This window comes from Sphaerimonospora mesophila (assembly GCF_001417795.1).
Lineage (GTDB): Bacteria > Actinomycetota > Actinomycetes > Streptosporangiales > Streptosporangiaceae > Sphaerimonospora > Sphaerimonospora mesophila.
On the sequence record NZ_BCBX01000045.1, the window covers coordinates 75,517 to 101,279 of the forward strand.

The window sequence follows — 25,763 nt, forward strand, 5'->3', positions numbered from 1 at the left end:
CGAGGGAGAGGGTGCTGGACGACGACAAGGGATCGGACGAGCGCAGGAGGGCCGTGCTGGCCGCCATCGCGCCGGGCACCGCCCTGCGCGACGGGCTGGAGCGCATCCTGCGCGGCTACACCGGCGGTCTGATCGTCTTGGGCTACGACCGCACCGTGGCGGAGATCTGCACCGGCGGTTTCACGCTCGACGTCGAGTTCTCGGCCACCCGGCTGCGCGAGCTGGCCAAGATGGACGGCGCGATCGTGCTCGACCACGCCGGCTCGCGGATCGTCCGGGCGGCCGTGCACCTCGTGCCCGATCCGGCCATCCCGACCGAGGAGTCGGGCACGCGGCACCGCACCGCCCAGCGGGTGGCCAAGCAGACCTCGCTGCCCGTCATCGCCATCAGCAAGTCGATGCGGATCATCGCGCTCTATCTTGACGGCAAACGATACGTCCTGGAGGACTCGGCGGCGATCCTCTCGAAGGCCAACCAGGCCCTGGCGGCCCTGGAGCGCTACAAGAAGCGGCTCGACGAGGTGTCCGGCACCCTGTCGGCTCTGGAGATCGAGGATCACGTCACGGTCCGGGACGTGGCCGTGGTCATCCAGCGGCTGGAGATGGTCCGTCGGATCGCCGGGGAGATCGAGGAGTACGTCGTCGAGCTCGGCACCGACGGCCGGCTGCTGTCACTCCAACTCGACGAGCTCGTCGCCGGCGTGGACACCGACCGCGAGCAGATAGTCCGCGACTATCTCCCCGACCCGCCCGCCTCGACCGGTTCCCCCGCCTCGTCGGGCCCGCCTGCCCGGCACCCCCGGAGTTTCACGGACGCCATGCACGAGCTGGACGAGCTGTCCTCGGCCGATCTGCTCGATCTGGTGAAGGTCGCCCACGTGCTCGGCCACTCGGGAGTGGGCACGTTGGACGCGCCGGTGAGTCCCCGCGGTTTCCGGCTGCTCGCCAAGGTGCCCCGACTCCCCCGGGCCATCGTCGACCGGCTCGTCGACCACTTCGGGGGGCTGCAGAAGCTCCTCGCCGCCAGCACCGACGACCTGCAGGCCGTGGGGGGCGTCGGCGAGGCCCGGGCCCGCAGCGTCCGTGAGGGGCTGTCCCGCCTCGCCGACGCCACCATCCTCGATCGCTACCTCTGAGCCTCGGTCGCCGTACCCAGGCCTCGGTCGCTGTTTCCAGGCCTCGGTCGCCATTGCCGAGCCGAGCCTCAGCGCAGGTGGAACACGACCTTAGGGCTCTTGAGATGGCCGGAGTGGGCGCTCGCGACGTACGTGCCCGGCCCGGCCGTCGGACGCTTGCCCGAGCAGACGGTCCCCGAGCGGCGGCGGTCCCAGGTGATCGAGCGGACGTACGGGATGCCGCGTTCGAGCGTCTGCCGGTCGACGCCCTCACCCGCCACGCAGTCCGCCGTCGACCAGATCCGCTGCCCGCCCGACGTCACCCGCATCTCCAGCGTGCGCGGCCCCACGTCGACCGTGCACTCGATCCGATCGGTGCTCACCACGGTCAGGAGGAACGTGGGCGCGGCGTCCCCGGCGTACACGTTCTGACCACTGCGCAGGGCGATCACCAGGTTCTTGGGATCGCAGGGATCGCCGGGCCGCCGCGGCTTCGCCGGCTTGGGCGACGGAGAGCGCGAAGCGGACGGCGACGGAGACGGTTCGGCCTGCGCGGCGAGGGCGGCGGCGCCCGTCGGCGACGGGCTCCCCGAGGCGGGACTGGAAGGCAGCGAGACGACCATCGGGTCGGAGGCTCCCGGGGTGGCCCTGACGCCACCCGTCTTGTCACCCGGCTTGCCGGAGGCGCTCGTGCAGGCCCATGCCACCACCGCCACGACGACGAGCATGCCCGTGAGCACCGACACCCTGCGGCGCCAGTAGACGTCCGCCCCCTCGACACCGACATCACCACGGAACGTGTCCGGATCCATACTCTCAGTATGGTGAGCCCTACCCTTCCAGGGGAAACGGCACGCCGCGACAAGAGGATCCGGTGGCGGAGCTCAGGCGGCACTTATGGTCGGATGTGGAACTTGTGGCCGGATGCGGAGGGGCGGACAGGGTCTGGCGGACAGAATCTGGCGGATAGGGTCTGATCGTGGCCGTCTCGCTTCGTGAACCGATCCTCCAGTGGTACGCCGAGCACAATCGGGACCTGCCGTGGCGGCGTCCCGAAGCGACCCCCTGGGGCATCCTGGTCAGCGAGATCATGCTCCAGCAGACGCCGGTGTCGCGGGTGCTGCCCGTCTGGACGGACTGGATGGCACGCTGGCCGTCCCCCGAAGCCCTCGCGGAAGAGCCCCCGGGCGAAGCCGTACGCCACTGGGGACGCCTCGGCTACCCGCGGCGTGCCCTGAACCTGCACGCGTGCGCCAGGGCCATCACGGCGGAGTACGGCGGGCGGGTGCCGTCGACGTACGACGAGCTGCGCGCGCTGCCGGGGATCGGCGACTACACGGCGGCCGCCGTGGCGAGCTTCGCCTATGGCGGCAGTCACGCCGTCCTGGACACCAACGTCCGCCGTGTGCTGGCCCGAGCCGTACGCGGCGAGGAGCACCCGCCGAAGACGACGACGGCCGCCGAGCGGCGCCTGGCCGAGTCTTTGATCCCGCCGGTCGGCGCGCCGCGCTGGGCGGTCTCGATCATGGAGTTGGGCGCCCTTGTATGCACGGCCCGCGCGCCCAGGTGCGAGCGCTGCCCGGTCTCGGCCCAGTGCGCATGGCGGTCGGCCGGGCGGCCCGCCGGCCCGGCGCGGCGGGGCCAGACCTACGCGGGGACCGACCGGCAGTGCCGCGGACGCCTGCTGGCCGTGCTGAGGGACGCGCACGGCCCCGTGCCCAAGGAGGCCCTGGACGTGGTCTGGGCCGACCACGTCCAGCGCGAGCGCGCGCTGGACGGCCTGCTGGACGACGGCCTGGCCGAGGTGCTGCCGGACGGCACCTACCGGCTCCCCGCCTGACCGCCGGGCCGCCTGGAGCCCACGACGATTGCGCCGCCTGATCCCGCTGACTGCGACGGGCCGGATCAGGCGGCGAGCTTGAGGCCCAGCGCGGTGAGGTGGTTGCGCGTCCAGTCGAGTTCGTCGGCGAGCCGGGCGACGAGCGCGGCCGGACCCTTCGTCTTCGGAGCCGTGCCGTGGTGCGCCTCGACCTCGACGTGTGCGGTGCCGTTCACCGCGCCGGACAGGATCGCGTTGAGCGTGTCCTGAAGCACCGGCTGCGTGCTGGGTATCTCGTGCCCGTGGTCGTGCACGTGACTCAGCTTCACCACCGGGGCGCCCGCCTGGGCCAGGCCCCGCAGCGCCGCGTCCCGCTCCTCCGGGCCGCCGGACAGGTGGCAGGCGTCCAGGCATACCCCGAGATGCTCGGAGTCGATGTCGCAGACGCGTTCCAGTGCCTGCTCCGTCGTCTCCAGGACGCAGCCCGGCCACGGTTCGAACCCGACCCGGATGGTCTTGCCGGTCACGCTGTAGAGGCCGCGCAGCTCACGGGAGAGCCGCTCCAGGCGGCGTGAAGCTATGTCGTGGAGATCGCTCGGCCAGTCGCGGCGCCAGCCGATCGGAATCGTCGAGATGCTGCCGAAGCGGACGTCCTCGGGCAGCAGGAACGCGAGGATCTTCGCGAGCGCCATCGTGTAGCGGTAACGCTCGGGCTTGGCCCAGTCCGGCCCCGGCACCTCCTGGTTGCGGCCGCCGGTGCCGTTGAGGCTGACCACCTCCAGGCCCCGCTCCTCAAGCGAACGCCGCAGCCGTACGAGCTCTATGCGATCGGCGATGAGATGGTCGGCGACGGGCGGCGCCAGCCACAGCCCGATCCCGAGCCGGTCGACGCCCAGCTTCCGGCGCACCGGCACCGCGTAGCGGGTCAGGTGGGCGATCAGGTTCTCCAGGTCCTCCGCCGGGTGTACCCCCGCGTTGTAGGCAAGGTGAACGAGCGTCCCGTCCTCATGCAACAGGCGCATAAGGTACCTCCCAGGCGTTGTGCGCTTTGCGTACCGTCGGCTCACGCGCTCGCTGTGGGCAGGCGTGATGCCGGAGTGATCCTCTTGCGGCCGGGACGCGGCCCGGCTCCGATCGAGTCTCCCCCGTTCACTCGGGTCCTCGCGTCCGCCGCTGAGCTGATTGGCCGCTACGCCGCCCGGATGACACGCGTACGTGTCGGGGGGCGTCTGACCAGGTCGAATCTGCCACCCCTCCTGGTGGCGTCCCGGCTTCCCGACCGCGGCGCCGCGATTCTCTACAGAGTGTAGTACTACATCGCGTGGCGCGAAAGCGGACTGCGATATGTGACTGGCCACACCGGTGATCGGCCGCACCCGCGGCGGGACGAACCGGCGGCGGGACGAGCCGGCGGCGGGGCGGCGAAAAATCGAGGGGCGCCCCCCGTAAGTGGGGGACGCCCCTCGTTCTGCTCAGCCGAGTTTCCTCAGCCGCTGTCTTCGGTCGGCGCCGGAACGGCACCGGCCCGGTGGCGGCTCACTGCTGGATCGGCTCCGCGATGGCCGCTGCCGAGTCGGGGACCTGCGGGGCCTTCGTCTCACCGACGAAGGTGAACTTCGCGGCGTCGCCCTCGCCCTCGATGTCGATCTTCACGACCTGACCCGGACGCAGCTCGCCGTACAGGATCTTCTCCGACAGGATGTCCTCCAGCTCGCGCTGGATCGTCCGGCGGAGCGGACGGGCACCCATGACCGGGTCGTACCCACGGTCGGCCAGCAGCTGCTTGGCCGCCTGGCTCAGGGTCAGACCCATGTCGCGGTCCCTGAGCCGCTCGTCCACCTGGGCGAGCATCAGGTCCACGATCTGGATGATCTCCTTCGGCGTGAGCTGGTGGAAGACCACTATGTCGTCGACACGGTTGAGGAACTCGGGCCGGAAGTGCTGCTTGAGCTCCTCCTGGACCTTCGACTTCATCCGGTCGTAGTTCGACTCGGTGTCGTTGGCCTTCGCGAAGCCCACCCCGATGCCCTTGGAGATGTCCCGGGTGCCGAGGTTGGTCGTCATGATGATGACGGTGTTCTTGAAGTCCACCACCCGGCCCTGGGCGTCGGTCAGGCGACCGTCCTCCAGGATCTGCAGCAGGGAGTTGAAGATGTCCGGGTGGGCCTTCTCGATCTCGTCGAACAGGACCACGGAGAACGGCTTGCGCCGCACCTTCTCGGTCAGCTGGCCGCCCTCCTCGTACCCGACGTAGCCGGGCGGAGAGCCGAACAGCCGCGAAACGGTGTGCTTCTCCATGAACTCGGACATGTCCAGCATGATCAGCGCGTCCTCGTCCCCGAACAGGAACTCGGCCAGCGCCTTGGACAGCTCCGTCTTACCGACACCCGACGGGCCGGCGAAGATGAACGAGCCACCGGGACGACGCGGGTCCTTCAGTCCGGCCCTGGTCCGGCGGATGGACCGGGACAGGCCCTTGATGGCGTCGTCCTGCCCGATGATCCGCTTGTGGAGCTCGTCCTCCATCCGGAGCAGCCGCTGCGACTCCTCCTCGGTCAGCTTGAAGACCGGAATGCCGGTGGCCGTCGCGAGGACCTCGGCGATGAGCTCCTCGGTGACCTCGGCCACGACGTCCATGTCGCCGGCCTTCCACTCCTTCTCACGGCGTTCCCGCTTGAGCTGGAGCTGCTTTTCCTGGTCGCGCAGCGCCGCGGCCTTCTCGAAGTCCTGCGCGTCGATCGCGGACTCCTTCTCGCGCCGCACGTTGGCGATCTTCTCGTCGTACTCGCGCAGATCCGGCGGCGCGGTCATCCGACGGATCCGCATCCGGGAACCGGCCTCGTCGATCAGGTCGATCGCCTTGTCCGGCAGGAACCTGTCGCTGATGTAACGGTCGGCCAGCTGGGCGGCGGCGACCAGAGCGCCGTCGGTGATGGAGACCCGGTGGTGCGCCTCGTAGCGGTCCCGCAGCCCCTTGAGGATCTCAATCGTGTGACTGAGGCTGGGCTCGGCCACCTGGATCGGCTGGAACCGCCGCTCCAGGGCGGCGTCCTTCTCCAGGTGCTTGCGGTACTCGTCGAGCGTCGTCGCGCCGATGGTCTGCAGCTCACCACGGGCCAGCATCGGCTTCAGGATGCTGGCGGCGTCGATCGCGCCCTCGGCGGCGCCCGCACCCACCAGCGTGTGCAGCTCGTCGATGAACAGGATGATGTCGCCGCGGGTACGGATCTCCTTGAGCACCTTCTTCAGGCGCTCCTCGAAGTCACCGCGGTAGCGGGAACCGGCGACCAGCGCGCCCAGATCGAGGGTGTAGAGCTGCTTGTCCTTCAGCGTCTCGGGCACCTCACCCTTGACGATCTTCTGGGACAGTCCCTCGACGACGGCGGTCTTGCCGACACCCGGCTCACCCACCAGAACCGGGTTGTTCTTGGTCCTGCGGGACAGGACCTGCATCACCCGCTCGATCTCCTTCTCCCGGCCGATGACCGGGTCGAGCTTGCCCTCGCGTGCGGCCTGGGTGAGGTTGCGGCCGAACTGGTCCAAGACAAGAGAGGTCGACGGAGTGGACTCCTGCGGACCCCCCGCCGCCGCCGGCTCCTTGCCCTGGTAACCGTGAAGCAGCTGGATCACCTGCTGCCGCACCCTGTTGAGGTCGGCCCCAAGCTTCACCAGCACCTGGGCCGCCACGCCCTCGCCCTCACGGATCAAGCCCAGAAGAATGTGCTCGGTACCGATGTAATTGTGACCAAGCTGCAAGGCCTCACGGAGCGACAGCTCAAGGACCTTCTTGGCACGCGGGGTGAAGGGAATGTGCCCCGACGGCGCCGACTGGCCCTGGCCGATGATCTCCTCGACCTGCTGGCGCACACCCTCAAGACTGATGCCCAGGCTCTCCAGAGCCTTGGCGGCAACGCCCTCACCCTCATGGATCAAGCCCAGAAGAATGTGCTCAGTACCGATGTAGTTGTGGTTGAGCATCCGGGCCTCTTCCTGGGCCAGGACGACAACCCGCCGCGCACGGTCGGTGAACCTTTCGAACATCTCGTCGCTCCTCACAGAGCGGTCAGGCGAGCGCGGGAGATCCGGCCCGTCGTTCCGCATGGTAGCCCCGACCCAGCGACCGCTCCTCTGTTGAAGGGTTCCCCGAGAGCAGGGCGTTCACGCTCTATCCAACCCCTTGCCGGGCGTGACATGTTCCCGATACGCCGCAAGCGAACGAGGTTTTAAGAGGGATGGACACGATCTCTCTCATGCCCTCTCCACATGCACAATCGTGCGGTTATCCCGATCGTCAGAACATCCGACGACCGGCATAACCGCACGATCAAGGGCGTAGTTAGTGTGCCGCCTCGTACGCTTCGACGATCGACTGGGCGATTCGACCACGTTCACTGACGGGGTGACCGTGCGCCTTAGCCCAGGCCCGGATCTCCGCGCTCTTCTCACGGGACATCGCCCGCTGTCCGGCACCGCCACGACGGCGACCACGAACCGGTGCGGACTCCGCACGCCGCGCGCCGCTGACGAATGGCGACAGGGCCTCACGCAGTCGCTTGGCGTTGCCCTCGCTCAGGTCAATCTCATATGACGTGCCGTCAAGCCCGAAGTTGATCGTCTCAGTGGCCTCGCTGCCATCGAGATCATCGATGAGAATCACCTGCGTATGCCTGGCCATCCGGCAATCCTTTCGCAGAGCATAGTTTGTTTCGTCAGCCAAACATATACCCGGTTTCGCCGTTTGACAATTCACCTATGCGGTTTCTCGGCGACCTCTGAGTCCGGCGGGTTCTCACGGGGCTCACGTGCCGTCCGTAGACCCGCCGCGTCGGAACGCACCAACTTTACGATGCCGTACACGACGGCTCCGGCGGCGACCACGGAAGGTATCAAGGCGGACAATACCTCTGTCATTCTGCCTCGCTCGTGCCGGGGTGTCTTACGGCACCCGGGTGGAATTCGGGTCGGGTCCTGGCCTCTCGGGACATCTTGTCAGAGCAGGCGCCCCGTCGCGCTCTCGGGTCGCGTTCAACAAATCATGTCCAGGTGCCCGGGGCCCGGATGTCGCCTCGCCGCATCGTCGCCCCTCCCGCGAAAACTCCTCGCGGGCTCGGGCTTTCCGCGTAGATCCGAGGGCGGTCTCGGCGCCCGCGGCTCCACTGCGGACTCCTCCTCCACCTCATGGCGATCCATCTGCGATCCACACGCACACCGGACGGCATTCGTCAAACACTCCCGGCAGCCGCCACAGACCACGTACGCCCATCCAGCCTACCCGTGATGCCGAAGGTAATCTCCGTCTCTCCAGCCGTCTTACCGGATGCACTCGAAATCGTACCCAGAATGCCAAGTGAGAGGAACCGCCGAAGCGACATCCACGGTTTCGACTGAGATCCGTACCGGTCCGCGCGGAGTCGGCCCCGCATCGGCGCGACATCGGCAGGTCGGCGGCACTCCGCCGGGCAGGCCCCTTCTCCACATGCCTCACCTCGGGAAACACACTGCTCAGCAGCGAGCAGGCGGCGGGCCCGCGGCTCGTCGACCGGCCGGTGGACAGCCGCCATAGACGCACCCGCAATGTGAAGCAGGGAAGACGGGGGAACGACAAAACATGCGTTGATCTTGAAAAAGCTCACGACGCCGGCCGTTGAGCGCCGACCTCCTCCCGCGATCTCAGACAAACTTCCTGTGAGCCAGTTCACCCGCGACTCCACTTTGCGTGATCTTGCCACGCGAGGTCGCCGCCATCGTTCACTCCGGCCAAGCGCCTTGAATGCGAGTTTCTGCAAGATCCCTGAAAGGAGGTCGCACGGGCGGATGAGACCTCCCGACAACTTCTGCACGATCACCGCACGCGATAGGTTCCGGCGCCCGGGGAAGTCGAGAAGACCGGGGTGAAGGCCGAGCGCGAAGGTCGACCATGAAGACCGACGGTGAAGGTGGCCCGCGAAGACCGCTCTTGAAGGTCGGCGAAACACGACGAAAACCGGTCGGCGGAGCATTCTACGGAAGTTCCCAGAAGATCGACGGGGAGTACCGAAGATCAGTTGAGGTCGTCCGGAAAAAATCACGTCGACGGGGCCGAAGGGGGGACGGGAACGATTCGAGCGATCCAAACGACCTACCATTCCACGATCGGTACGGCCGGGAAGGCGAACCGGGCCGGACGACCCGGAGACGACCATATGGATTCCAGACCATGGATTCCGGACCGCTTGGGATTCGGCCGACGAGCGGCGCGGCGTCGATCGGACCCTACCCCGATCCGCTTCGGCGTGGGCGGTCCCACGGGCGTTGGCCGGGCATCCCACGGTTTAGCCCCTCCTGTTACGGGCTTTCCGCGATGCATCACCCGAGCCATGTTTCAAAAGTCATACCCTGCCACGCACGGTCCAGCCGGCTCCTCGCCGCGTTCTCTTCCACCCCACGGGAGTTCACCCCGGACTCCGCCGCGGGGGCCCTTCGCGTCGTACAGCGCTTTTGAAACACGCCCTACGCCCCTTCTTTGGGGGAGGGTACGAAAAAACGGGGCCGATGGTCCGTTCCATCGACCCCGCCTTATGGCACTACTTGACCTTGACCACCACCGTGCCCGCCGCCTTGTCATGCAGGGCCTGCTGCAGCGGCTTGTCCCAAAGGAGCCAGAGCACGTTCAGGAGGGCGAAGACGCCGATCAGATACTCGACGACGGGAATCCACCGCAGCAGTTGCGGCCCGAACAGCACGCCGGCGCGCTTGCCCGCGACATCCGGAGACAGGCCGCCCTGGGTGAGGGTGCCGCCGACCGGGACCACCTTGATGCCCATGGCGATCTTCCCGATCGTCTGCCCGCGCATCTTCAGCATCAGGAACTCGTACCCGATCATCACCACACCGCTGAGGATCGCGATGAGCAGCGCGGCGAGGAAGTAACCGCTCGGCTCGACGTACTCGCGGGTCCTGAGGTTGATCGACCCCTGAGTCACCACGATCGCCGTGATGATGGCCGAGATGATCCCGAAGGGAATGCCGACGACGATGCCGTCGATGATCCTCGCCACGAGACGCTGCCACCACTCGGCGAGCGGGGCCGGAGCGCCGGGCGGGACCGCGGCGCCGTACGGCTGGCCGTAGGCCGCCTGCCCGTAACCGGGCTGCCCGTAGCCCTGCTGGCCGTACCCCTGCTGCTGGCCGTAGGCGGGCTGCTGCTGGGCCTGGCCGTACTGGTCGTGGCCGTACTGCTCCTGACCGTACTGCTGCTGGCCGTACTGCTGCTGTCCGTATTGGGGCTGCGCGTACCCCGGCTGCTGGCCGCCGTAGTCCGGCTGCTGACCGTAGCCGGGCTGCTGTTGACCGTATCCCTGCTGGCCGTATCCCTGTTGCCCGTACTGCTGCTGGCCATGGCCGGGCTGTTGACCGTAGCCGGGCTGCTGGCCGCCGTAACCCGACTGCTGACCGTACGACTGCGGCCCGGTCTGCTGGCCGTACTGCTGCTGGGCCTGACCGTACTGCTCCTGGCCGTACTGCTGCTGACCGTACGACTGCGGGCCGGTCTGCTGGCCGTAGCCCTGCTGCTGACCGTATCCCGGCTGTTGGCCGTAGCCCTGCTGGCCGTACTGCTGCTGCTCGTACTGCTGTCCGTGCCCGGGGGTCTGCGGCGAGCCCTGCTGCTGGGGCGGGTTCAGATAGTTGACGACAGTAGCCTCAGGGTCGAACGCCTGCCTGTCCGCGCCGGCACCGCGGCCGGAAGGCGGCGCTGGCGTACCATCCGAATCGCCCTGCGGATACGGTGGCTGTCCGGTGCTCACCGTGTCACCTCGTTTCAGATACGCATGCGCCCGCGGTTCAGGCTCCATGCTGATATCGCCCAAAGTAGCGACCGGCGTATCAACAGTCACCTTTGCATTTGGTTTCCCATATAGTCAAGCAGCGCAAGGATCACCCACGGTAGAGGTGCAGCAACATACGGGTGTTGCCGAGTGTGTTGGGCTTCACATGCTCAAGATCCAGAAACTCGGCGACGCCTTCGTCGTAAGAAGCCAGGAGTTCGGCGTAGACCTCGGGTGACACCGGCGTGCCCTGGATGGGCATGAAGCCGTACCGGCTGAAGAACTCGACTTCGAACGTGAGACAGAAGACGCGCCGCACTCCCAGCTCACGCGCCGTCTCTATGAGCGCGGAAACGATCCGATGGCCGACGCCCCGGCCACGGACCTCGGGGTCGACGGCGACCGTGCGGATCTCCGCCAGGTCCTCCCAGAGCACGTGCAGTGCACCGCAGCCGATGACCCGCCCAGCGCTCTCCGCCACCCAGAACTCCTGGATGTCCTCATAGAGCGTGACCGTGCTCTTCTCCAGCAGGCGGGGCCCGACTCCGGAGTACGCGTCGACGAGGCGGCGGATCACCCGTACGTCGGGCGTCCTGGCACGACGTACGACAAGGGCCGGTGGACCGGACTCGGCTGGCGTCTCCTCGGCGACCTGCTCCATGAACGGTCAGCGTAGCCCTGCGACCGAAGCGACCGGATTAACGGTCACACCATAACGGGGAGGGCGCGGACCAGAGTAACGCACAGTCGCGGCGAAAGTACCGTGAGTGGGAGTAGTGATTAACGTCACCTTGCCCAATTTTTAGCTAATTGAGACACCGGGCCGACGGACCTTCATGATCTTACGGGGAAAGTAAAGGCAGGTTGATGAGGGTACGCGCACGCCGAGACCGTGACCCGAACGTGATCGTTCAGTTGTGAAATCTAGATGGGATCGGGAGTTCCGGTTGAGCAGGAACTCGGCGTGCACTAATGTCCAGCGACGATGCCGAGTCTTCAACGCACCAGGTGTGGAGGGGAACCGGGGACCCAACTGTACGGATCGCGGTCCGGCTCGATGCCGGACCCCGTCGATAACGGGGTGAATCCGAAAGGTAGGGCTACTCCGGCCCGAACCCGTCAGCTAACCCGGTAGGCGTCCAGTAGTGCCGTACGGACACCGCGCGGCCGGCGAACGGCCGTAACAGGCGGTCCTCCGATGGCACAGCCGAGGAGAGGAGCTTGGTAACGCATGCGTGGAGGACGGCCCGCAGGCAGGCACGCCCGAGCCCGAAAGGCCGGGTCCAGGAGCATCCGCCGGTTAGCCCTCGTGGGCGTCGCACTCACCGTGATCACCTTTGGTGCCCCCACGGTGGCCGCCACCGCCGAACCCAAGCCGGATCTGAAGAAGCTCGCGGCGGAGGTCGAACGCCTCCACGAGGAGATTGAGAGCCTCGCCGAGCAGTACAACGGTGAGCGCGTACGGCTCAAGGCCGCCCAGCGCTCCGCCGCCATCGCCAAGAAGAACCTCGCCAAGAGCGAGGCGGAACTGGCCGACCGCCGCCAGAAGGCGAGCGCGCTCGCGCAGAACTCCTATATGAACGGCGGCATCGGCCCGCTGCTCCCGATGGTCGGCGCCACCGACCCCGAGACCTACCTCGACCAGGCCTCGACCACCTATGCGCTGCAGATGCAGCAGGGTCAGGAGGTCACCGAGGTCACCAACGTCATGAAGGCCGCCGAGCGGGCCAAGGCCAGCGCCGCCGCCCGCCAGGCCGAGGTGAAGAAGTTGCTGTCCAGCCTCGAAACCCGCAAGGAAAAGATCAGGGGCCTGATCAGAAAGACCGAGAGCAGCCTCTACAGCAGGGTCGCCGGAAGCATCGGCGGCCGGGCGACCCGGATCTCGTTCCCCATCGTCGGCAACGGCAAGGCGGCCGAGGCCGCACGCTGGGCGCTGACCCAGCAGTTGAAGCCCTATGTCTGGGGCGCGGAAGGGCCCTCGTCCTACGACTGCTCCGGCCTGGTCATGGCGGCCTACCAGCGGGTCGGGATCAGCCTGCCGCACTACACCGGTGACCAGTGGACGGCGGGCGCGCACATCAACCGCGAAGACATGCGTCCGGGCGACCTCGTGTTCTTCTACAACGACCTGCATCACGTCGGCATCTACATCGGCGGCGGCTACATGGTCCACGCGCCGCGCACCGGGGACGTCGTACGCGTCGCCAAGATCGCCGGTCGGCCGTTCGCGGGAGCCGTACGGATCGCGGACTGAGCATCTCCGGCTGAGCATCGCGGACTGAGCATCGCGGACTGAGCATCGCGGACTGAGCATCGCGGACTGAGCATCGGGACGGCTCCCCCGGCCGAGGCGGACACGCACCGGGAACACCCGGCCCGTACGTCGAAGCGTCGTTCGCCGATTCGGTGCGACGTCGCCGGGAACCGACTATGAAGACCGGGGCGCGCTCAGCGCGTCCCGGCCGACCGTTGCGCTCTCGTGAGAGGAGCCGCGATGACGAGGGCCTTCGCGCTGTGGGGCGGTGGGAGCCTGGGGGCCGTCCAGGTGGGCATGCTCCGCGCACTGACGGCGCACGGGGTGCGCGCCGACATGGTGGTGGGCGCCTCGGTGGGCGCGCTCAACGGCGCCTACTACGCGGCCCACCCCGATGCCGAGGGCGTCGAGGAGCTCGCCCGCCTGTGGCTCACGGTGAGCAGCCACGACGTGTATCCGCTCAGCAGGCAGGAGGCGCTGCGCAGCCTGGCGGACAACCTTCCCTTCCATCCGCTGCGTGGCGCGCTGCGGGCGATCGGCACGCTGAACTACACCTTCCCGTTCAACCCCGTGACCGTCCTCGGCACGGCACTCGGCACCCGCAACCACCTTTTCGACAACAACGCGCTGCGCCGGTTCCTGGAACGCTTCATCTCGTTCGAGTACCTGGAGGACACCCGGCTCCCGCTGTTGGTGCTGACGACCGACGTCCTCAGCGGGCGGGCCGCCGTGCTGTCGCACGGACCCGTGCTTCCCGCGCTGCTGGCCAGCACCGCCATTCCCGCGCTCTATCCCAATGTGCGGATCGGCGACCGCATTCTGATGGACGGCGGCGTGGCCGACCAGACCGTCCTGGATCTGGCCGTCAACGCGGGCGCCGACGAGGTGTACCTGTTCGCGCCCGGCTTCTCCTGCCATCTGCCCGCGCCGCCGTCCACCGCCATCGCGATGGCCCTGCACGGCTACAACCTGCTGAGCGAGCAGCGCATCAGCGCCTCCATCAGGCACAACCGGCGTCGTACGACGATGCACGTGCTCCCGCCGCTGTGCCCGGTCGAGGTGCTGCCGATAGATTTCCGCCAGACGGCCGACCTGATCGAGCGCGCCACCCAGGCGACCCTGCACTGGCTCCACAGCCATGAACCGAAACCGGGCGTCGCACGATATCTGTCCGATCCCGTGGCCGACGAGGAGCATCCGCTCCATGTGGAGCCGGCCGCGCCCGTTCCCTCGACCGGCGGGCGCACCCGCCGCCGACCGATCGGATCAACCGATTAGACCAACCGCTTGGAGAGCGGTCCGAGGCATACGCCGGGAGATCAGATCAGGCGGCGGCGGGCCGCCCAGGCGACCGCCTCGATCGCCGTCTCCACGCCGATCCTGTCGCAGATGCCGCGCAGGCGCCGCCGTACGGTCCGACCGCTCACGTCCAGACGGCGGCCCACCCGATCGGCGCTGACGCCCTTGGCGAGCTCGGCGAGAAGCAGCAGATCGTCGTCGGTGAGACCGGCACGGTCCAGGTCCGAGGCGAGATTGTCACCTCGGGAGACGACGTCGGGAAACCCCATCGCCTGCCCCTCCCTACGATGACGAATGGCCGACCCACCCTCCACGGGTAGGTAAACACCTCCCACGAAACTCGTCAAGTGTCGAAGCGCACGCCCGCCCTTCGCCGCGCTTCTCCGGGTTTCACGAGGTGTTACGGGCATAGACCAGGCGGAGTCCGATCAGTGTGAGCCAGGGTTCGTGTACGTCGATCGTGCGGGCCTCGTCGACGACCAGCGGGGCGCCGGTGCCGGTGGCCACCACCGTGACGTCGTCGGGGTCGGCGGCGAGCTCCGCCGTCATCCGGTCCACGATGCCGTCGACCAGCCCGGCGAAACCGTAGATTATGCCGGACTGCACCGCCTCCACCGCGTTCTTGGCGATCACTGACCGCGGCCGGATCAGCTCGACCTTGTGAAGTTGCGCCCCGGCCTCGGCGAGCGCGTCCACCGAGATCTCCAGGCCGGGGGCGGTGACGGCGCCGATGTACTCGCCCCGCCCCGACACCGCGTCGAACGACGTCGCCGTGCCGAAGTCCACGATCACGCACGGCCCGCCGTACAGGGTGGCGGCCGCGAGCGCGTTCACGATCCGGTCGCTGCCGACCTCCTTGGGATTGTCCATCCGCACCGGGACACCGGTGCGCACACCGGGCTCGACGACCACGGTCGTGACGTCACCGAAGTAGCGGCGCGACATCTCCCGCATCTCGTTGAGCACCGACGGAACCGTCGAGCAGATCGCGATGCCGCCGATGTCGGCGTCCTTGAGGATCGGCGACTGCCCGAGCAGGCCCTGCAGCACGACGGCGATCTCGTCCGCCGTGCGGCGGGGATCGGTCGCGATGCGCCAGTGCTCGATCACCTCTTCACCCTCGAACAGGCCAAGCACCGTGTGGGTGTTGCTGACGTCGATGGTGAGCAGCATGCCCCGATTATGCACCACGAAGATCCAGTCCGATGTCCAGTGCCGGTGCCGAATGCGTCAACGCCCCGACCGCCAGGTAGTCGACCCCGGTCTCCGCCACGGCGCGCGCCGTGTCCAGGGTGAGCCCACCGCTCGACTCCAGCCGCGCCCGTCCGTTCACCAGACGTACGGCCCGGGCGAGCTGCTCGACCGTGAAGTTGTCGAGGAGGATCTCGTCGGCACCCTCGGCCAGGACCGGCTCGATCTGGTCGAGGCGATCCACCTCGACCTCGATCGGCAGGCCGGGGAAGGCCTGCCGTACGGCACGGAACGCCTCGGCGACCCCGCCCGCTGCCACGACGTGGTTGTCCTTGATCAGCGCGGCGTCGTAGAGGCCCATGCGGTGGTTGACCCCGCCACCGCAGCGCACCGCGTACTTCTCCAGCGCACGCAGACCGGGCAGCGTCTTGCGGCTGTCGCGCACCCGCGCCCCCGTGCCGGCCACGGCGTCCACCCAGCGCCGGGTGAGGGTGGCGATCCCGGACAGGTGGGTGAGGAAGTTCAGCACGGTCCGCTCCAGCGTGAGCAGGTCGGCCACCGGGCCGTGCACCGTCATGAGGACGTCGCCGGGCCCCACCCGGTCGCCGTCGGCCACGCGCCGTTCGATCGTCACGGGCCCGGTGGCCTGACGGAAGACGGCCTCGGCGATCGGCAGGCCGGCCACCACGCCCGCCTTGCGTGCGACCACGTCGGCCACGGCCGTCTGCCCGGCCGGGATGGTGGCCGCCGAGGTCACGTCCTGTCCGCCCGCGAGGTCTTCGGCCAGCGCGGTGCGCACGAGGTCGCGCAGCCGGTCGGGATCGATGCCGAGCCCGGTCAGCTCGGTCCCGAGTGGGGCCTCCGGTTCCGTACGCCCCGGCTGCTCTGCCTGCTCTGCCTGCTCGGGCTGCTCCGTGTGGGGCGCGTACCGCATGGTCAGTCCTTTCGCTCCCAGGACGATGTCGATGTGCGACCGCCAGCGGTCGTCGTCGCGGTCGGGATGGTCCTCACGCCAGTGCGAGCCGCGGGTCTCCTCGCGTCCCGCGGCTGCGGCCACCAGGGCGGACGCCACGGTCATGAGGTTGGTCGCCTCCCACGACTCGGTGCGTGGCTCGACCGCGACGGGCGTCCACCTGGCGTCCCCGAGGGCACGGGCGACCTCGGCGAGGCTTCGCGCGCTGCGCAGCACGCCCGCCCCCCGGCTCATGTGGTTCTGGAGCCTCGGCCGGGTGCGCGGATCGACCAGCCCTTCCGGCCGATCGTCATGCTCTACGGGCTCGCCCGGCGACAGGTCCCGTACGGCGAGCTCGCAGGCGATGCGCTCGGCGAAGACGAGCCCCTCGAGCAGGGAGTTGGAGGCGAGCCGGTTCGCGCCGTGCACGCCGGTGCAGGCGACCTCGCCGCAGGCGTACAAACCGGGGACGCTGGTCCGGCCGGACAGGTCGGTGCGCACGCCGCCGCTCGCGTAGTGGGCGGCGGGCGCGACCGGGATCGGCCGCTCGACCGGATCGATGCCGTGCTCGCGGCAGACCGCCAGGATCGTGGGGAACCTGACCCGCCACTTCTCCTCGCCGAAGTGCGTGGCGTCCAGGTAGACGTGATCGGCGCCGGTCTCCCGCATCTTCCTGGTGATGGCCTTGGCGACCACGTCGCGCGGCGCGAGATCGGCCAGCTCGTGCACGTCGCGCATGAACCGGTCGCCCGCGGCGTCCACGAGCACCGCGCCCTCGCCCCTGACCGCCTCGGAGACGAGCGGCTGCTGGCCGGTCGAATCCTCGCCGAGCCACAGCACGGTCGGGTGGAACTGCACGAACTCCAGGTCGCGTATCACTGCGCCCGCTCTCAGGGCGAGCGCGACGCCGTCGCCGGTGGAGACGGGCGGGTTCGTGGTCGCGGCGTAGATCTGGCCCATGCCGCCGCTGGCCAGGATCACGGCCCCGGCGCGTACCGCGCCCACGCCGTCTCCGGCGCCCTCGCCCATGACATGGAGGGTGACCCCGCACGCGTGGCCGGCCGCGTCGAGGAGCACGTCGAGGGCGAGCGCGTGCTCGATGACCTCGATCCTGGGCTCGGCCAGCACGGCCTCGACCAGCGCACGCTGCACCTCGGCGCCGGTCGCGTCGCCGCCCGCGTGCACGATGCGGTTGCGCCGGTGTCCGCCCTCGCGGGTCAGCTGAAGCTGCCCGTCGGTGTCCCGATCGAATCGGGCGCCGTGGTCGATGAGCCGCTTGAGCGCGTCGGGGCCCTCCGTGACGAGGATCCGTACGGCGTCCTCGTCGCAGAGTCCGGCGCCGGCGACGAGGGTGTCGTTGAGATGCTCGTCCGGGGTGTCCTCGGGGTCGAGGACCGCGGCGATGCCGCCCTGGGCCCATCGGGTGGACCCGGCGGAGAGCGCGTCCTTGGTGACGACGAGCACTCGTCCGGCGGGGGTCAGCTCGGTGTAGCGGAGGGCCACGGTGAGGCCCGCGATGCCGGACCCGACGACTACCGCGTCGGCGTGCACGCTCCATCCGGGAGCAGGGGCAGTGAGCTTCCTCGGAATCGCCACCATGCGGGGGTTCCCCTTTCGTCAGTATGACGATAACGCCCCCATCGCGGTGATGCGTCCCCGCCCCGCCCCTTTCGATCAGTCGCGCTTTCCCGAAACGACCACTTTCCTGATCAGACCGCTTCTCCGGTCGGCTTGCCTTTCCGGTAAGCCGCTTTTCCCGTCAGTCACACCGGTCAGACGCTTCCGATCAGTCGCACCGGTCAGTCGCTTTCCGATCGGCCGCTTTCCGATCGGCCGCTTTCCGATCGGCCGCTTTCCGATCAGCCGCTTTCCGATCAGCCGCTTTCCGATCAGCCGGACAGCCGGATCACGACGTTGTCGATCAGGCGTGTGGTGCCGACCCTGGCCGCCACCGCGAGCACGGCCTCGCCCCGGTGGTCGTCGCCGACGTCGGTGAACGTGGCGGGATCGGCCAGCACCAGGTAGTCGAGCACGAGGGGCGGCTCCGTCCGGGCCGCCTCGGCCAGTACGGCGCCGGCCGCGCGGAGGACCTCCTTCGGCGTGCCGTACGTGGCGCCCTCGCGGAGCGCTCGCGACAGGGCGAGGGCGGTGGTCCGCTCGTCCGGGGAGAGATAGCGGTTGCGGCTGGACAGCGCGAGGCCGTCGGGTTCGCGCAGGGTCGGTCCGGCGACGACGGAGACCGGCACGTTCAGGTCGGCGACCATCCGACGGATGAGCGCGAGTTGCTGGGCGTCCTTCTGCCCGAAGACCGCCACATCCGGCCGGACCAGGTTGAACAGCTTGAGCACGACGGTCAGCACGCCGTCGAAGTGGTCCGGACGGAAGGCGCCCTCGACGATCGTGCCCATGTGCCCGGCGGACACGCCGACCTGTCGGTCGGGCAGGTACAGATCGTCGGCCGACGGTGCGAAGACGACCGAGACGTTCTCCTCGGCGCATGCCGCCAGGTCCGCCTCGAAAGTCCGGGGATATCGGGAAAAATCCTCACCTGGGGCGAACTGTAGGGGATTGACGAAAACGCTCACCACCACGTGATCGGCATGCTCGTGCGCCAGCCGGATCAGCGACCGATGGCCCTCGTGCAGCGCCCCCATCGTGGGAACCAGGGCGACCCTGCCACCGGCGTGCTCCCTCGCCTTCATGGCCTCGGCGAGTTCCGCCAGGGTGCCCGCGACGGTCAAGTCCATACATTCCCTCCCAGCGCGTCCAGGAGGCGCTCGGCCGTCTCGGGCTTGAGCAGCCCGGCGGCCAGCGCCCGGTCCGCGGTGAGCCTAGCGAGGGCCACATAGGCGTCCGCGGCCTCGGGGGCGGCCAGGATGAGCGCGTCGACATGTTTTCGCACCGTTCCCGCGTCGCCGCGCACCACCGGCCCGGTCAGCCCGCTGATGCCCAGGCGCAGCACGTTGTCCAGCGCCGCGCCGAGCAGCGGGCCGAGCATCCGCCCGGGATGCTCGACACCGATCTTCGAAAGCAGCTCCTGCGACTCGGCGATCAACGTGACCATATGGTTGGCGGCATTGGCCAGGGCGGCGTGATAGAGGGCGCGATCGGACTCCGCGATCCAGACGGGCTCACCCCCCATCTCGATCACGAGTGCCTCGGCCACGGGGCGCAGCACGAGCGGGGCGGTCACCCCGAAGGAGCATCCGTTCAGCTTGGTGAGATCGTCGTCGCGACCGGTGAACGTCATCACCGGATGCAGCGCCAGGGGCAGCGCGCCCGCTTCGGCCGCCGGGTCCAGCACGGCCAGGCCGTACGCGCCGCTGGCGTGGACGAGCAGCTTGCCGCGCAGGTCGGCGCCGGTGGCGGCCAGACCGGAGACCAGTTCGGGGAGCACGTCGTCGGGCACGGTGAGCAGCACGATCTCGGCCTGCCGGATCACCTCCTCCGGCCTGCTCAACTCCACGCCGAGCCGCTCGGCCGCCTGCCGGCGGGACGCGTCGGAGACCCCGCTCGCGGCCACCACCCGATGTCCGGCGAGCCGGAGCGCGGCGCCCAGCACCGAACCGACCCGTCCCGCGCCGAGCACTCCCACGGCGAGCCGTCCCGGGCGGTCGCTTGTCTCCATGAGGCCTCCCCTCCGCCCCGCCCAGCGTAGCCGTGCGGGGCTGCCCGGCCTTGACCCATGGTCCGATTTTGTCCCACTTCCCCCTGCACTATGTTGAGCCACGAGTACGAAGGTGACTACTTTTCGTCATCTTCCACGGCCTGGGTAACGTGAGGCGTGTGTGGTTGACCTGGCGCGCGGCCATGCAACGCGCGCTCTACGGGGACGGCGGCTTCTACCTACGGGAACGGCCCGACCGGCATTTCCGGACCTCGGTGCACGTGTCGGCGGTCTTCGCCTGGGCCGTGCTCCGGCTGGTCGAGCGGGTCGACGAGTCCCTCGGCCGCCCCGAGGTGATCGATCTCGTCGACGTCGGCAGCGGCGACGGCCTGCTGCCCGCCCGCGTACTGACGATCGCGCCGCCGGGACTGGCGGAACGGCTGCGGATCACCGCCGTCGACCTCTCCCCGCGTCCCCCCGGCCTGGACACGCGGATCGCCTGGGCGGACGCCGTACCCGAACGCGTCGAAGGGCTGGTCATCGCCAACGAGTGGCTGGACAACATCCCGGTGGACGTCGTCGAGCGCACCCCGTCGGGGCCGCGCCTGGTGCTGGTCGACCCCGAGACCGGCGCGGAACGCCTCGGCCCGCCTCCCTGTCCGGAGGATCTGGCCTGGCTCGACCGCTGGTGGCCGCTGTGCGGTGCCGCCGACAAGCCGCTGGGGGGTGCCGAGAAGCCGCTACGCGGCGAGGGACTCATCGGCCGGCGCGCGGAGATCGGCCGGCCGCGCGACGAGGCCTGGGCCACCGTGATCGTACGGCTCGCGCGCGGCACGGCGATCGCCGTCGACTACGCCCACCGCGTCGACGACCGGCCAACCCTCGGCAGCCTCACGGCCTACCGGAACGGCTCGATGACGTCGGCCGTGCCGGACGGGTCGTGCGACATCACCGCGCACGTCGCGCTGGACGCGTGCGCGGCGGCGGGCGAGCGGGCCGGCGCCGTGGCCACGACGCTGACCACCCAGCGAGAGGCGCTGCGCGATCTCGGCGTCACCGGCGTCCGGCCGCCGATCGAACTCGCCGCCGCCGATCCTGTCGGCTATGTCCGGGCGCTCGGACGGGCGGCCGAGGAGGCCGAGCTGATCGATCCCGCCGGCCTCGGCGGCTTCGGCTGGCTCGCCCAGGTCAAATGGTGACCTTGAGCGACTCCAGGCCCCGGATGATGTAGTTGGGCTTCCATGCGGGTTCCTCGGCAAGCTCCAGCCTGGGCGCCATCCGCAGGAGTGCGCTGAACGACTCCGCCATCTCGACCCGCGCGAGCGGCGCGCCGAGGCAGAAGTGGATGCCGGCTCCGAACGAGATGTGCGGATTGTCGGCTCGGCCGATGTCGAGGCGATCCGGGTCGGCGAAGGCCTCGGGGTCGCGGTTGGCCGAGCCGAACAGCAGCGCCACCTCGACCCCGCGGGGGATCGTCACCCCGCCGACCTCGATGTCCTCCAGCACCCACCGCTCGAACATCTGCGCCGGGGTGTCCCAGCGCAGCAGTTCCTCGACGGCCGTCGGCATCAGACCCGGGTCGGCGCGCAGCCGCGCCAGCTCATCCGGGTTGCGGAACAGCGCCCACCAGCCGCTTCCGGTGGCGTTGACCGTCGCCTCGTGGCCGGCGTTGAGCAGCAGCACACAGGTGCCGATCAGCTCGTCCTCGGTGAGCCGGTCCCCGTCGTCCACGACCTGGGCCAGCGCGGAGATCATGTCGTCGCCCGGCCGGTCCCGGCGCGTCCTCGCGAGATCGCGCAGATAGGCGGCGAACTCCTCGGCCGCTCGCACCGCCGTGTGCTGCACCTCCGGCGAGGGGCTGAGCTCGTACATCCCGCAGATGTCCGCCGACCACGGCCGCAGCAGGTGCCGGTCGGCCTCGGGCACGCCGAGCATCTCCGCGATCACGGTAACCGGCAGCGGCTCGGCCACCTCGGCGAGCAGATCGCCGCCACCGCGCTCGACCAGTCCCTCGGTCAGCTCGGTCGCGATCTTCCGTACCCGGGGGCGGAGCGACTCGACCATCCTGGGCGTGAACGCCTTGGACACCAACCGCCGCAACCGGGTGTGGACCGGTGGCTCGACGTCCAGCATCCCGGCGCGGATGACCCGCCAGAACGGCTCCTGGAACTCCGGCTCCGGCTCCCTGCCGAACTCCTCGTGCGTGCCGAGATGGAGGTAGGACCGGCCCAGCCGCCGGTCGCGCAGCAGCGCGTTCACATCGGCATGGCGGGCGATCAGCCACTGGCCCGTCGGCTCGAAGAAGCTGACCGGGTCGTTCTCGCGCAGGGCGCGATAGGCGTCGTACGGGTGAGCGATGAACTCGGGATTCCAGGGATCAAACTTCACAATGCACACCATACGCATCTATCAGGGCATTCGTCTCGCAGAGCGGTGACCACGAATCGGATAGGGCCCGGGAGCCGAATCAGCTCAGACCCGGCAGCCGAATCAGCCGGGGTTCGGGAACCGAATCGGCTGGGGCCCGGGAGCCGCATCGGGTGGGCCCGGGAGCTGCGCCGGGAGGAAGCCGCGGTCCGCCGCGAAGCCCGCTGGTGCGGGCTGTCGCGTGCGGTCCTCGCTCCCTCCCGCTCCGCCCCCTCGATCCCAGTAGACGTCTGATCCCGGTGGACGTCGTGGGCGCTCAGGTCGTCGGCGCTCAGGGGGGCGAGAGGGCTCATGGTGACAGGCCGGGCCGATGGGTTATAGTGCGACTCAGGTCATGAGTGCCAGCGCCAAGCCCCGGCTCGCTGGCCGGCAACCCTCGCGTCCGCGGCGGGGTGCCCCGGGTGAGGACCGGGTCCGGCACGAGGTGTGCCGGACAAGCGCGGGCTCCGCCGTACGACGCCATGGCCGGGGTCCCCGACCCCAAGGAGGCCTGGCGTTGTCCGCTGTTCTCAGTATTCTCACCCCCGCCGCTCTCACCCCCGCCACCGATGCCGCCGCCGTCGATGTCATCAGCACCGATATCACCCCAGCCGCCGATGTCGCCGCCCATGGTCCGGTCTCCTCCGGTCCCCGCCCCATCCCGGCCGTTCTCGGCGGCGACCTGCGGGTTCCGGTCAAGGGCGGCAGGCTCGTGCCGTACGCCAACCTGGACTACGCGGCGAGCGCGCCCTGTCTTGAGCCGGTGAACGCGGCCGTCGCCGCCGCGCTCCCGGCCTACTCGAGCGTCCATCGCGGCGCGGGGTACGCCTCGCAGCTCACCACCGCCCGATATGAGCAGGCCAGACACAGTGTGCGGGCCTTCGCCGGGGCCCGGGAGGACGACGCGCTGATCTTCACGCGTAACACGACCGACGCGATGAACCTGCTGGCCCGCTGCCTGCCCGAGGACACCACGGTGGTGGTGTTCGACTCCGAGCACCACGCCTCGCTGCTGCCCTGGCCCCGTGCCGTACGGCTCGCGCCGCCCGCGTTCCCGGGAGAGGCGGTGCGGGCGGCCGACGAGGCGCTCGCGTCGATCGAGGGCCCCGCGCTGCTGGTCGTCACCGCGGCCTCCAACGTCACCGGCGAGCTGTGGCCGATCGCGGGACTGGCGCACATCGCCCACCGGCACGGCGCGCGCATCGCGGTCGACGCCGCCCAGCTCGTCCCGCACCGGGCGCTCAACCTCACCGCGCTCGGCCTCGACTACGTCGCGTTCTCCGGGCACAAGCTCTACGCGCCGTTCGGCGCCGGGGTGCTGATCGGCCGGCCCGACTGGCTCGCCCGGGCCGAGCCCTACCTGCGGGGCGGCGGCGCCGTGCGCGCCGTCGGCGCCGTGTCCGAAGCCGCCGATTCCGCCGGCTCCGCCGGCCACGCGGAATGGAGCGACGACCCCGAGGCCAGGCACGAGGCGGGCACCCCCAACGTGCTGGGCGCGATCGCGCTCGCGGCCGCCTGCGACGCGCTGCGCGCCACCGGCTGGAGGTCTCTCGTCCGGGAGGAGAAGCGGCTGCTCGCCCGCCTGCGCGCCGGCCTGGCCACGATCGAGGGGGTGCGGGAGCTGTCGCTGTGGGGGCCCGACCACCCGCGCGTCGGCATCGTGTCGTTCACGGTGGCCGGTCACACGGCCAGGGAGGTGGCCGAGACGCTCTCGGCCGAGCACGGCATCGGTGTCAGAGACGGCAAGTTCTGCGCTCACCCGTTCGTCCGGCACCTCCTCTCGACATCGGGCGATGTCGCCGAGGACGGCGGGTGCGCGGACGGCACGACCGGAGCGATCCGGGCGTCGATCGGCATCGGCTCCACCGAGGAGCACGTCGACCGTCTCATCGAGGCACTCAGACGCATCTGACGGATCATGCCCGGGGCGCATGAGGCGATGTTCTGTCGGAGGCGCCCACTACGTTGGGGTGATGCCGAAACGCCGTGGACACACCTATGAGCAGCCCCGCGAGCTCGCCGCGCTGCCGTACGCGGATCATCTCGAGCCGTTCGACGGCAGATTGGTCGGCAACGGCGACTACGACACGCTCCTGTTCGACGGGCAGGAGTTCGAGGACGAGGACGCCGGCGCCGCCAGATTCATCGAGTCGGCGTTCACGTCGGTGACGTTCGTCGGCGGCCGCTTCCGGCGTGCCCGCTTCACCGACGTGTGGCTGCACACCGCGCGCTGGGTGGGCGCCGATCTCACGGAGAGCACATGGGCGGACGCCGAGATCATCACGAGCGCTGCGGCCGGTACGGCGATGCCCGGCGCGGAGCTGAACCGGGTGACCTTCCACCGATGCAAGCTCGACTCGGTCAATTTCCGGGCCGCCGAGCTGCGGGAGGTGGTGTTCGTGGAGTGCACGCTGCGCGACGTGGACTTCGCGGGCGCCACGTTGACGGGCGTCGCGTTCCCCGGTTCCGCCCTGGAAAGGGTGCGGTTCGACAAGGCGAAGATGGCCGACGTCGACCTGCGGGGCGCCACCTCCCTGGGCCTCTCCGACGGGTACGACGCGCTGCGCGGCGCGACCATCAGCGGCCTCCAACTGATGGAGCTCGCCCCGATGTTCGCCCACATCCTGGGCGTCACCGTGGAAGACGACTGAGAGCGGCGGCCGGCCCGCGGGCTCACTTCACCCCCGGGGGGCTCGTACGACCTTCGTGACGAAGCGCACCTGTGTCGCGCCGAGAGTTCCCGTGATGTGCCAGCAGCCGAGTCTCGGGAAGTCGAACCCGCTGACCTGGAGGCCGGGCACCGAGTAACCTTCCGGCACGTCGCCGACGACGGTCTCCCCCGTGTCCAGGGAGACCGCGCGGATCTCCAGGCGCTCATCACGGTCACGCCACCACGGCAACTTGATCCCCCATTTGCCGTCCTCGGGCCGCGGATAGGCCTGCCGCGCCTGGGCGGGAAGCACCCAGAGGCCGCCCCCGCCGTACCACTCGGCGGCTTCGTCCGCCGTGCCCTCTCCCTCCAGCCATCTCACCAGCGCGCCGGGGGGCTCGACGGGCCGGTCGGCGGGCCTGGTCACCGGACACGTCCCCTTGGCCACCGCCGACGCGGGCTCGCCCACCGTCACCGGCACACTGACCGGCTCCGCCACCGGCGATCCATCCGGCGTGGGCGAAGGCGGCGGCGAGGGCGTCGAGACGGCCTGCGGCCCGCCGCACGCCGGAAGCATCACCACGAGCGACATCACGAGCGCCGAAACGCTCACCTTCGGGGTCCGACGCATCCGATCCTCCCCTTCGTCGGAGAGTGGTTCGGGT

At 69.4% G+C, this 25,763-nt stretch carries 20 protein-coding genes and 2 riboswitches; of the genes, 7 read left to right on the forward strand and 13 right to left on the reverse strand.

Annotation, left to right across the window (positions count from 1 at the left end):
• Nucleotides 1–11: 11 nt before the first annotated feature.
• Nucleotides 12–1,136, forward strand: coding sequence for a DNA integrity scanning diadenylate cyclase DisA (disA, locus tag AP234_RS26325; protein WP_152990628.1), 1,125 nt, complete (start codon nucleotides 12–14; stop codon nucleotides 1,134–1,136).
• A 68-nt stretch (nucleotides 1,137–1,204) separates the two neighbouring features.
• Here the strand turns inward: disA and AP234_RS26330 are convergent, their stop codons facing one another.
• A complete protein-coding gene (locus tag AP234_RS26330) occupies nucleotides 1,205–1,927 on the reverse strand; it encodes a hypothetical protein (RefSeq protein WP_055482425.1) in 723 nt (240 codons plus the stop codon).
• A gap of 167 nt (nucleotides 1,928–2,094) precedes the next feature.
• Here AP234_RS26330 and AP234_RS26335 point away from each other — a divergent pair, with 167 nt between their 5' ends.
• Nucleotides 2,095–2,955: an A/G-specific adenine glycosylase gene (locus AP234_RS26335; protein WP_083502456.1), complete on the forward strand. Its 861-nt coding sequence runs from the start codon at nucleotides 2,095–2,097 to the stop codon at nucleotides 2,953–2,955.
• Between the two features lie 65 nt (nucleotides 2,956–3,020).
• Here the strand turns inward: AP234_RS26335 and AP234_RS26340 are convergent, their stop codons facing one another.
• From AP234_RS26340 to AP234_RS26360, 5 genes are all read right to left on the reverse strand, one after another.
• Nucleotides 3,021–3,956 carry a TIM barrel protein gene (locus tag AP234_RS26340; protein WP_055482427.1) on the reverse strand — a complete coding sequence of 312 codons (936 nt, stop codon included), beginning with the start codon at nucleotides 3,954–3,956 and terminating at the stop codon, nucleotides 3,021–3,023.
• A 514-nt stretch (nucleotides 3,957–4,470) separates the two neighbouring features.
• On the reverse strand, nucleotides 4,471–6,975 hold the full coding sequence (locus tag AP234_RS26345) for an ATP-dependent Clp protease ATP-binding subunit (RefSeq protein WP_055482428.1): 2,505 nt from the start codon (nucleotides 6,973–6,975) through the stop codon (nucleotides 4,471–4,473).
• Between the two features lie 295 nt (nucleotides 6,976–7,270).
• A complete protein-coding gene (locus AP234_RS26350) occupies nucleotides 7,271–7,609 on the reverse strand; it encodes a histone-like nucleoid-structuring protein Lsr2 (protein ID WP_055482429.1) in 339 nt (112 codons plus the stop codon).
• Nucleotides 7,610–9,497: 1,888 nt separating this feature from the next.
• On the reverse strand, nucleotides 9,498–10,718 hold the full coding sequence (locus AP234_RS26355) for an RDD family protein (RefSeq protein WP_055482430.1): 1,221 nt from the start codon (nucleotides 10,716–10,718) through the stop codon (nucleotides 9,498–9,500).
• Nucleotides 10,719–10,848: 130 nt separating this feature from the next.
• Complete coding sequence (locus AP234_RS26360; RefSeq protein ID WP_055482431.1) at nucleotides 10,849–11,400, reverse strand: amino-acid N-acetyltransferase; 552 nt, start codon at nucleotides 11,398–11,400, stop codon at nucleotides 10,849–10,851.
• Nucleotides 11,401–11,715: 315 nt separating this feature from the next.
• A riboswitch (cyclic di-AMP (ydaO/yuaA leader) is annotated at nucleotides 11,716–11,892 on the forward strand.
• A 156-nt stretch (nucleotides 11,893–12,048) separates the two neighbouring features.
• Between AP234_RS26360 and AP234_RS26365 the strand changes: the two genes are divergently transcribed.
• A complete protein-coding gene (locus AP234_RS26365; RefSeq protein ID WP_235558389.1) occupies nucleotides 12,049–12,993 on the forward strand; it encodes an NlpC/P60 family protein in 945 nt (314 codons plus the stop codon).
• 240 nt (nucleotides 12,994–13,233) lie between these two features.
• Complete coding sequence (locus AP234_RS26370; protein WP_055482433.1) at nucleotides 13,234–14,271, forward strand: patatin-like phospholipase family protein; 1,038 nt, start codon at nucleotides 13,234–13,236, stop codon at nucleotides 14,269–14,271.
• Between the two features lie 41 nt (nucleotides 14,272–14,312).
• On the opposite strand, the gene AP234_RS26375 is transcribed toward AP234_RS26370, so the two are convergent.
• The 5 genes from AP234_RS26375 to AP234_RS26395 all read right to left on the reverse strand — a co-directional run bounded on the left by AP234_RS26375 (nucleotide 14,313) and on the right by AP234_RS26395 (nucleotide 20,063).
• Nucleotides 14,313–14,561 carry a LuxR family transcriptional regulator gene (locus AP234_RS26375; RefSeq protein ID WP_235558390.1) on the reverse strand — a complete coding sequence of 83 codons (249 nt, stop codon included), beginning with the start codon at nucleotides 14,559–14,561 and terminating at the stop codon, nucleotides 14,313–14,315.
• 121 nt (nucleotides 14,562–14,682) lie between these two features.
• Nucleotides 14,683–15,465 (reverse strand): type III pantothenate kinase, encoded by a 783-nt coding sequence (locus AP234_RS26380; protein WP_055482434.1) that lies wholly within the window; start codon nucleotides 15,463–15,465, stop codon nucleotides 14,683–14,685.
• Nucleotides 15,466–15,472: 7 nt separating this feature from the next.
• Nucleotides 15,473–18,034, reverse strand: coding sequence for an L-aspartate oxidase (locus AP234_RS26385; RefSeq protein ID WP_055482435.1), 2,562 nt, complete (start codon nucleotides 18,032–18,034; stop codon nucleotides 15,473–15,475).
• 290 nt (nucleotides 18,035–18,324) lie between these two features.
• Nucleotides 18,325–19,182, reverse strand: coding sequence for a pantoate--beta-alanine ligase (gene panC, locus AP234_RS26390; protein ID WP_055482436.1), 858 nt, complete (start codon nucleotides 19,180–19,182; stop codon nucleotides 18,325–18,327).
• Complete coding sequence (locus AP234_RS26395; protein WP_055482437.1) at nucleotides 19,173–20,063, reverse strand: DUF2520 domain-containing protein; 891 nt, start codon at nucleotides 20,061–20,063, stop codon at nucleotides 19,173–19,175. Before AP234_RS26395 ends, panC begins: the two co-directional genes overlap by 10 nt.
• A 158-nt stretch (nucleotides 20,064–20,221) precedes the next feature.
• Between AP234_RS26395 and AP234_RS26400 the strand changes: the two genes are divergently transcribed.
• Entirely contained in the window at nucleotides 20,222–21,241 is a 1,020-nt protein-coding gene (locus AP234_RS26400; RefSeq protein WP_055482438.1) for an SAM-dependent methyltransferase, read from the forward strand.
• On the opposite strand, the gene AP234_RS26405 is transcribed toward AP234_RS26400, so the two are convergent.
• Complete coding sequence (locus AP234_RS26405; protein ID WP_200926725.1) at nucleotides 21,231–22,430, reverse strand: cytochrome P450; 1,200 nt, start codon at nucleotides 22,428–22,430, stop codon at nucleotides 21,231–21,233. The two genes, AP234_RS26400 and AP234_RS26405, sit on opposite strands and share 11 nt — an antisense overlap.
• Before the next feature lie 369 nt (nucleotides 22,431–22,799).
• Nucleotides 22,800–22,915, forward strand: a riboswitch (SAM riboswitch).
• Nucleotides 22,916–23,106: 191 nt separating this feature from the next.
• Here AP234_RS26405 and AP234_RS26410 point away from each other — a divergent pair.
• Nucleotides 23,107–24,360, forward strand: a complete 1,254-nt coding sequence (locus AP234_RS26410; protein ID WP_235558396.1) for an aminotransferase class V-fold PLP-dependent enzyme — start codon at nucleotides 23,107–23,109, stop codon at nucleotides 24,358–24,360.
• 61 nt (nucleotides 24,361–24,421) lie between these two features.
• Nucleotides 24,422–25,099: a pentapeptide repeat-containing protein gene (locus AP234_RS26415; protein WP_055482497.1), complete on the forward strand. Its 678-nt coding sequence runs from the start codon at nucleotides 24,422–24,424 to the stop codon at nucleotides 25,097–25,099.
• Nucleotides 25,100–25,126: 27 nt separating this feature from the next.
• Here AP234_RS26415 and AP234_RS26420 read toward each other — a convergent pair whose 3' ends face one another.
• Entirely contained in the window at nucleotides 25,127–25,729 is a 603-nt protein-coding gene (locus tag AP234_RS26420; protein ID WP_055482440.1) for a hypothetical protein, read from the reverse strand.
• Nucleotides 25,730–25,763 lie beyond the last annotated feature (34 nt).

Coding starts and splice junctions, on each gene's coding strand:
- AP234_RS26330 (WP_055482425.1), bottom strand. CDS start 1,927: ATGGATCCGGACACGTTCCGTGGTGATGTCGGTGTCGAGGGGGCGGAC.
- AP234_RS26340 (WP_055482427.1), bottom strand. CDS start 3,956: ATGCGCCTGTTGCATGAGGACGGGACGCTCGTTCACCTTGCCTACAAC.
- AP234_RS26345 (WP_055482428.1), bottom strand. CDS start 6,975: ATGTTCGAAAGGTTCACCGACCGTGCGCGGCGGGTTGTCGTCCTGGCC.
- AP234_RS26350 (WP_055482429.1), bottom strand. CDS start 7,609: ATGGCCAGGCATACGCAGGTGATTCTCATCGATGATCTCGATGGCAGC.
- AP234_RS26360 (WP_055482431.1), bottom strand. CDS start 11,400: ATGGAGCAGGTCGCCGAGGAGACGCCAGCCGAGTCCGGTCCACCGGCC.
- AP234_RS26370 (WP_055482433.1), top strand. CDS start 13,234: ATGACGAGGGCCTTCGCGCTGTGGGGCGGTGGGAGCCTGGGGGCCGTC.
- AP234_RS26375 (WP_235558390.1), bottom strand. CDS start 14,561: ATGGGGTTTCCCGACGTCGTCTCCCGAGGTGACAATCTCGCCTCGGAC.
- AP234_RS26380 (WP_055482434.1), bottom strand. CDS start 15,465: ATGCTGCTCACCATCGACGTCAGCAACACCCACACGGTGCTTGGCCTG.
- AP234_RS26385 (WP_055482435.1), bottom strand. CDS start 18,034: ATGGTGGCGATTCCGAGGAAGCTCACTGCCCCTGCTCCCGGATGGAGC.
- panC (WP_055482436.1), bottom strand. CDS start 19,182: ATGGACTTGACCGTCGCGGGCACCCTGGCGGAACTCGCCGAGGCCATG.
- AP234_RS26395 (WP_055482437.1), bottom strand. CDS start 20,063: ATGGAGACAAGCGACCGCCCGGGACGGCTCGCCGTGGGAGTGCTCGGC.
- AP234_RS26415 (WP_055482497.1), top strand. CDS start 24,422: ATGCCGAAACGCCGTGGACACACCTATGAGCAGCCCCGCGAGCTCGCC.
- AP234_RS26420 (WP_055482440.1), bottom strand. CDS start 25,729: ATGCGTCGGACCCCGAAGGTGAGCGTTTCGGCGCTCGTGATGTCGCTC.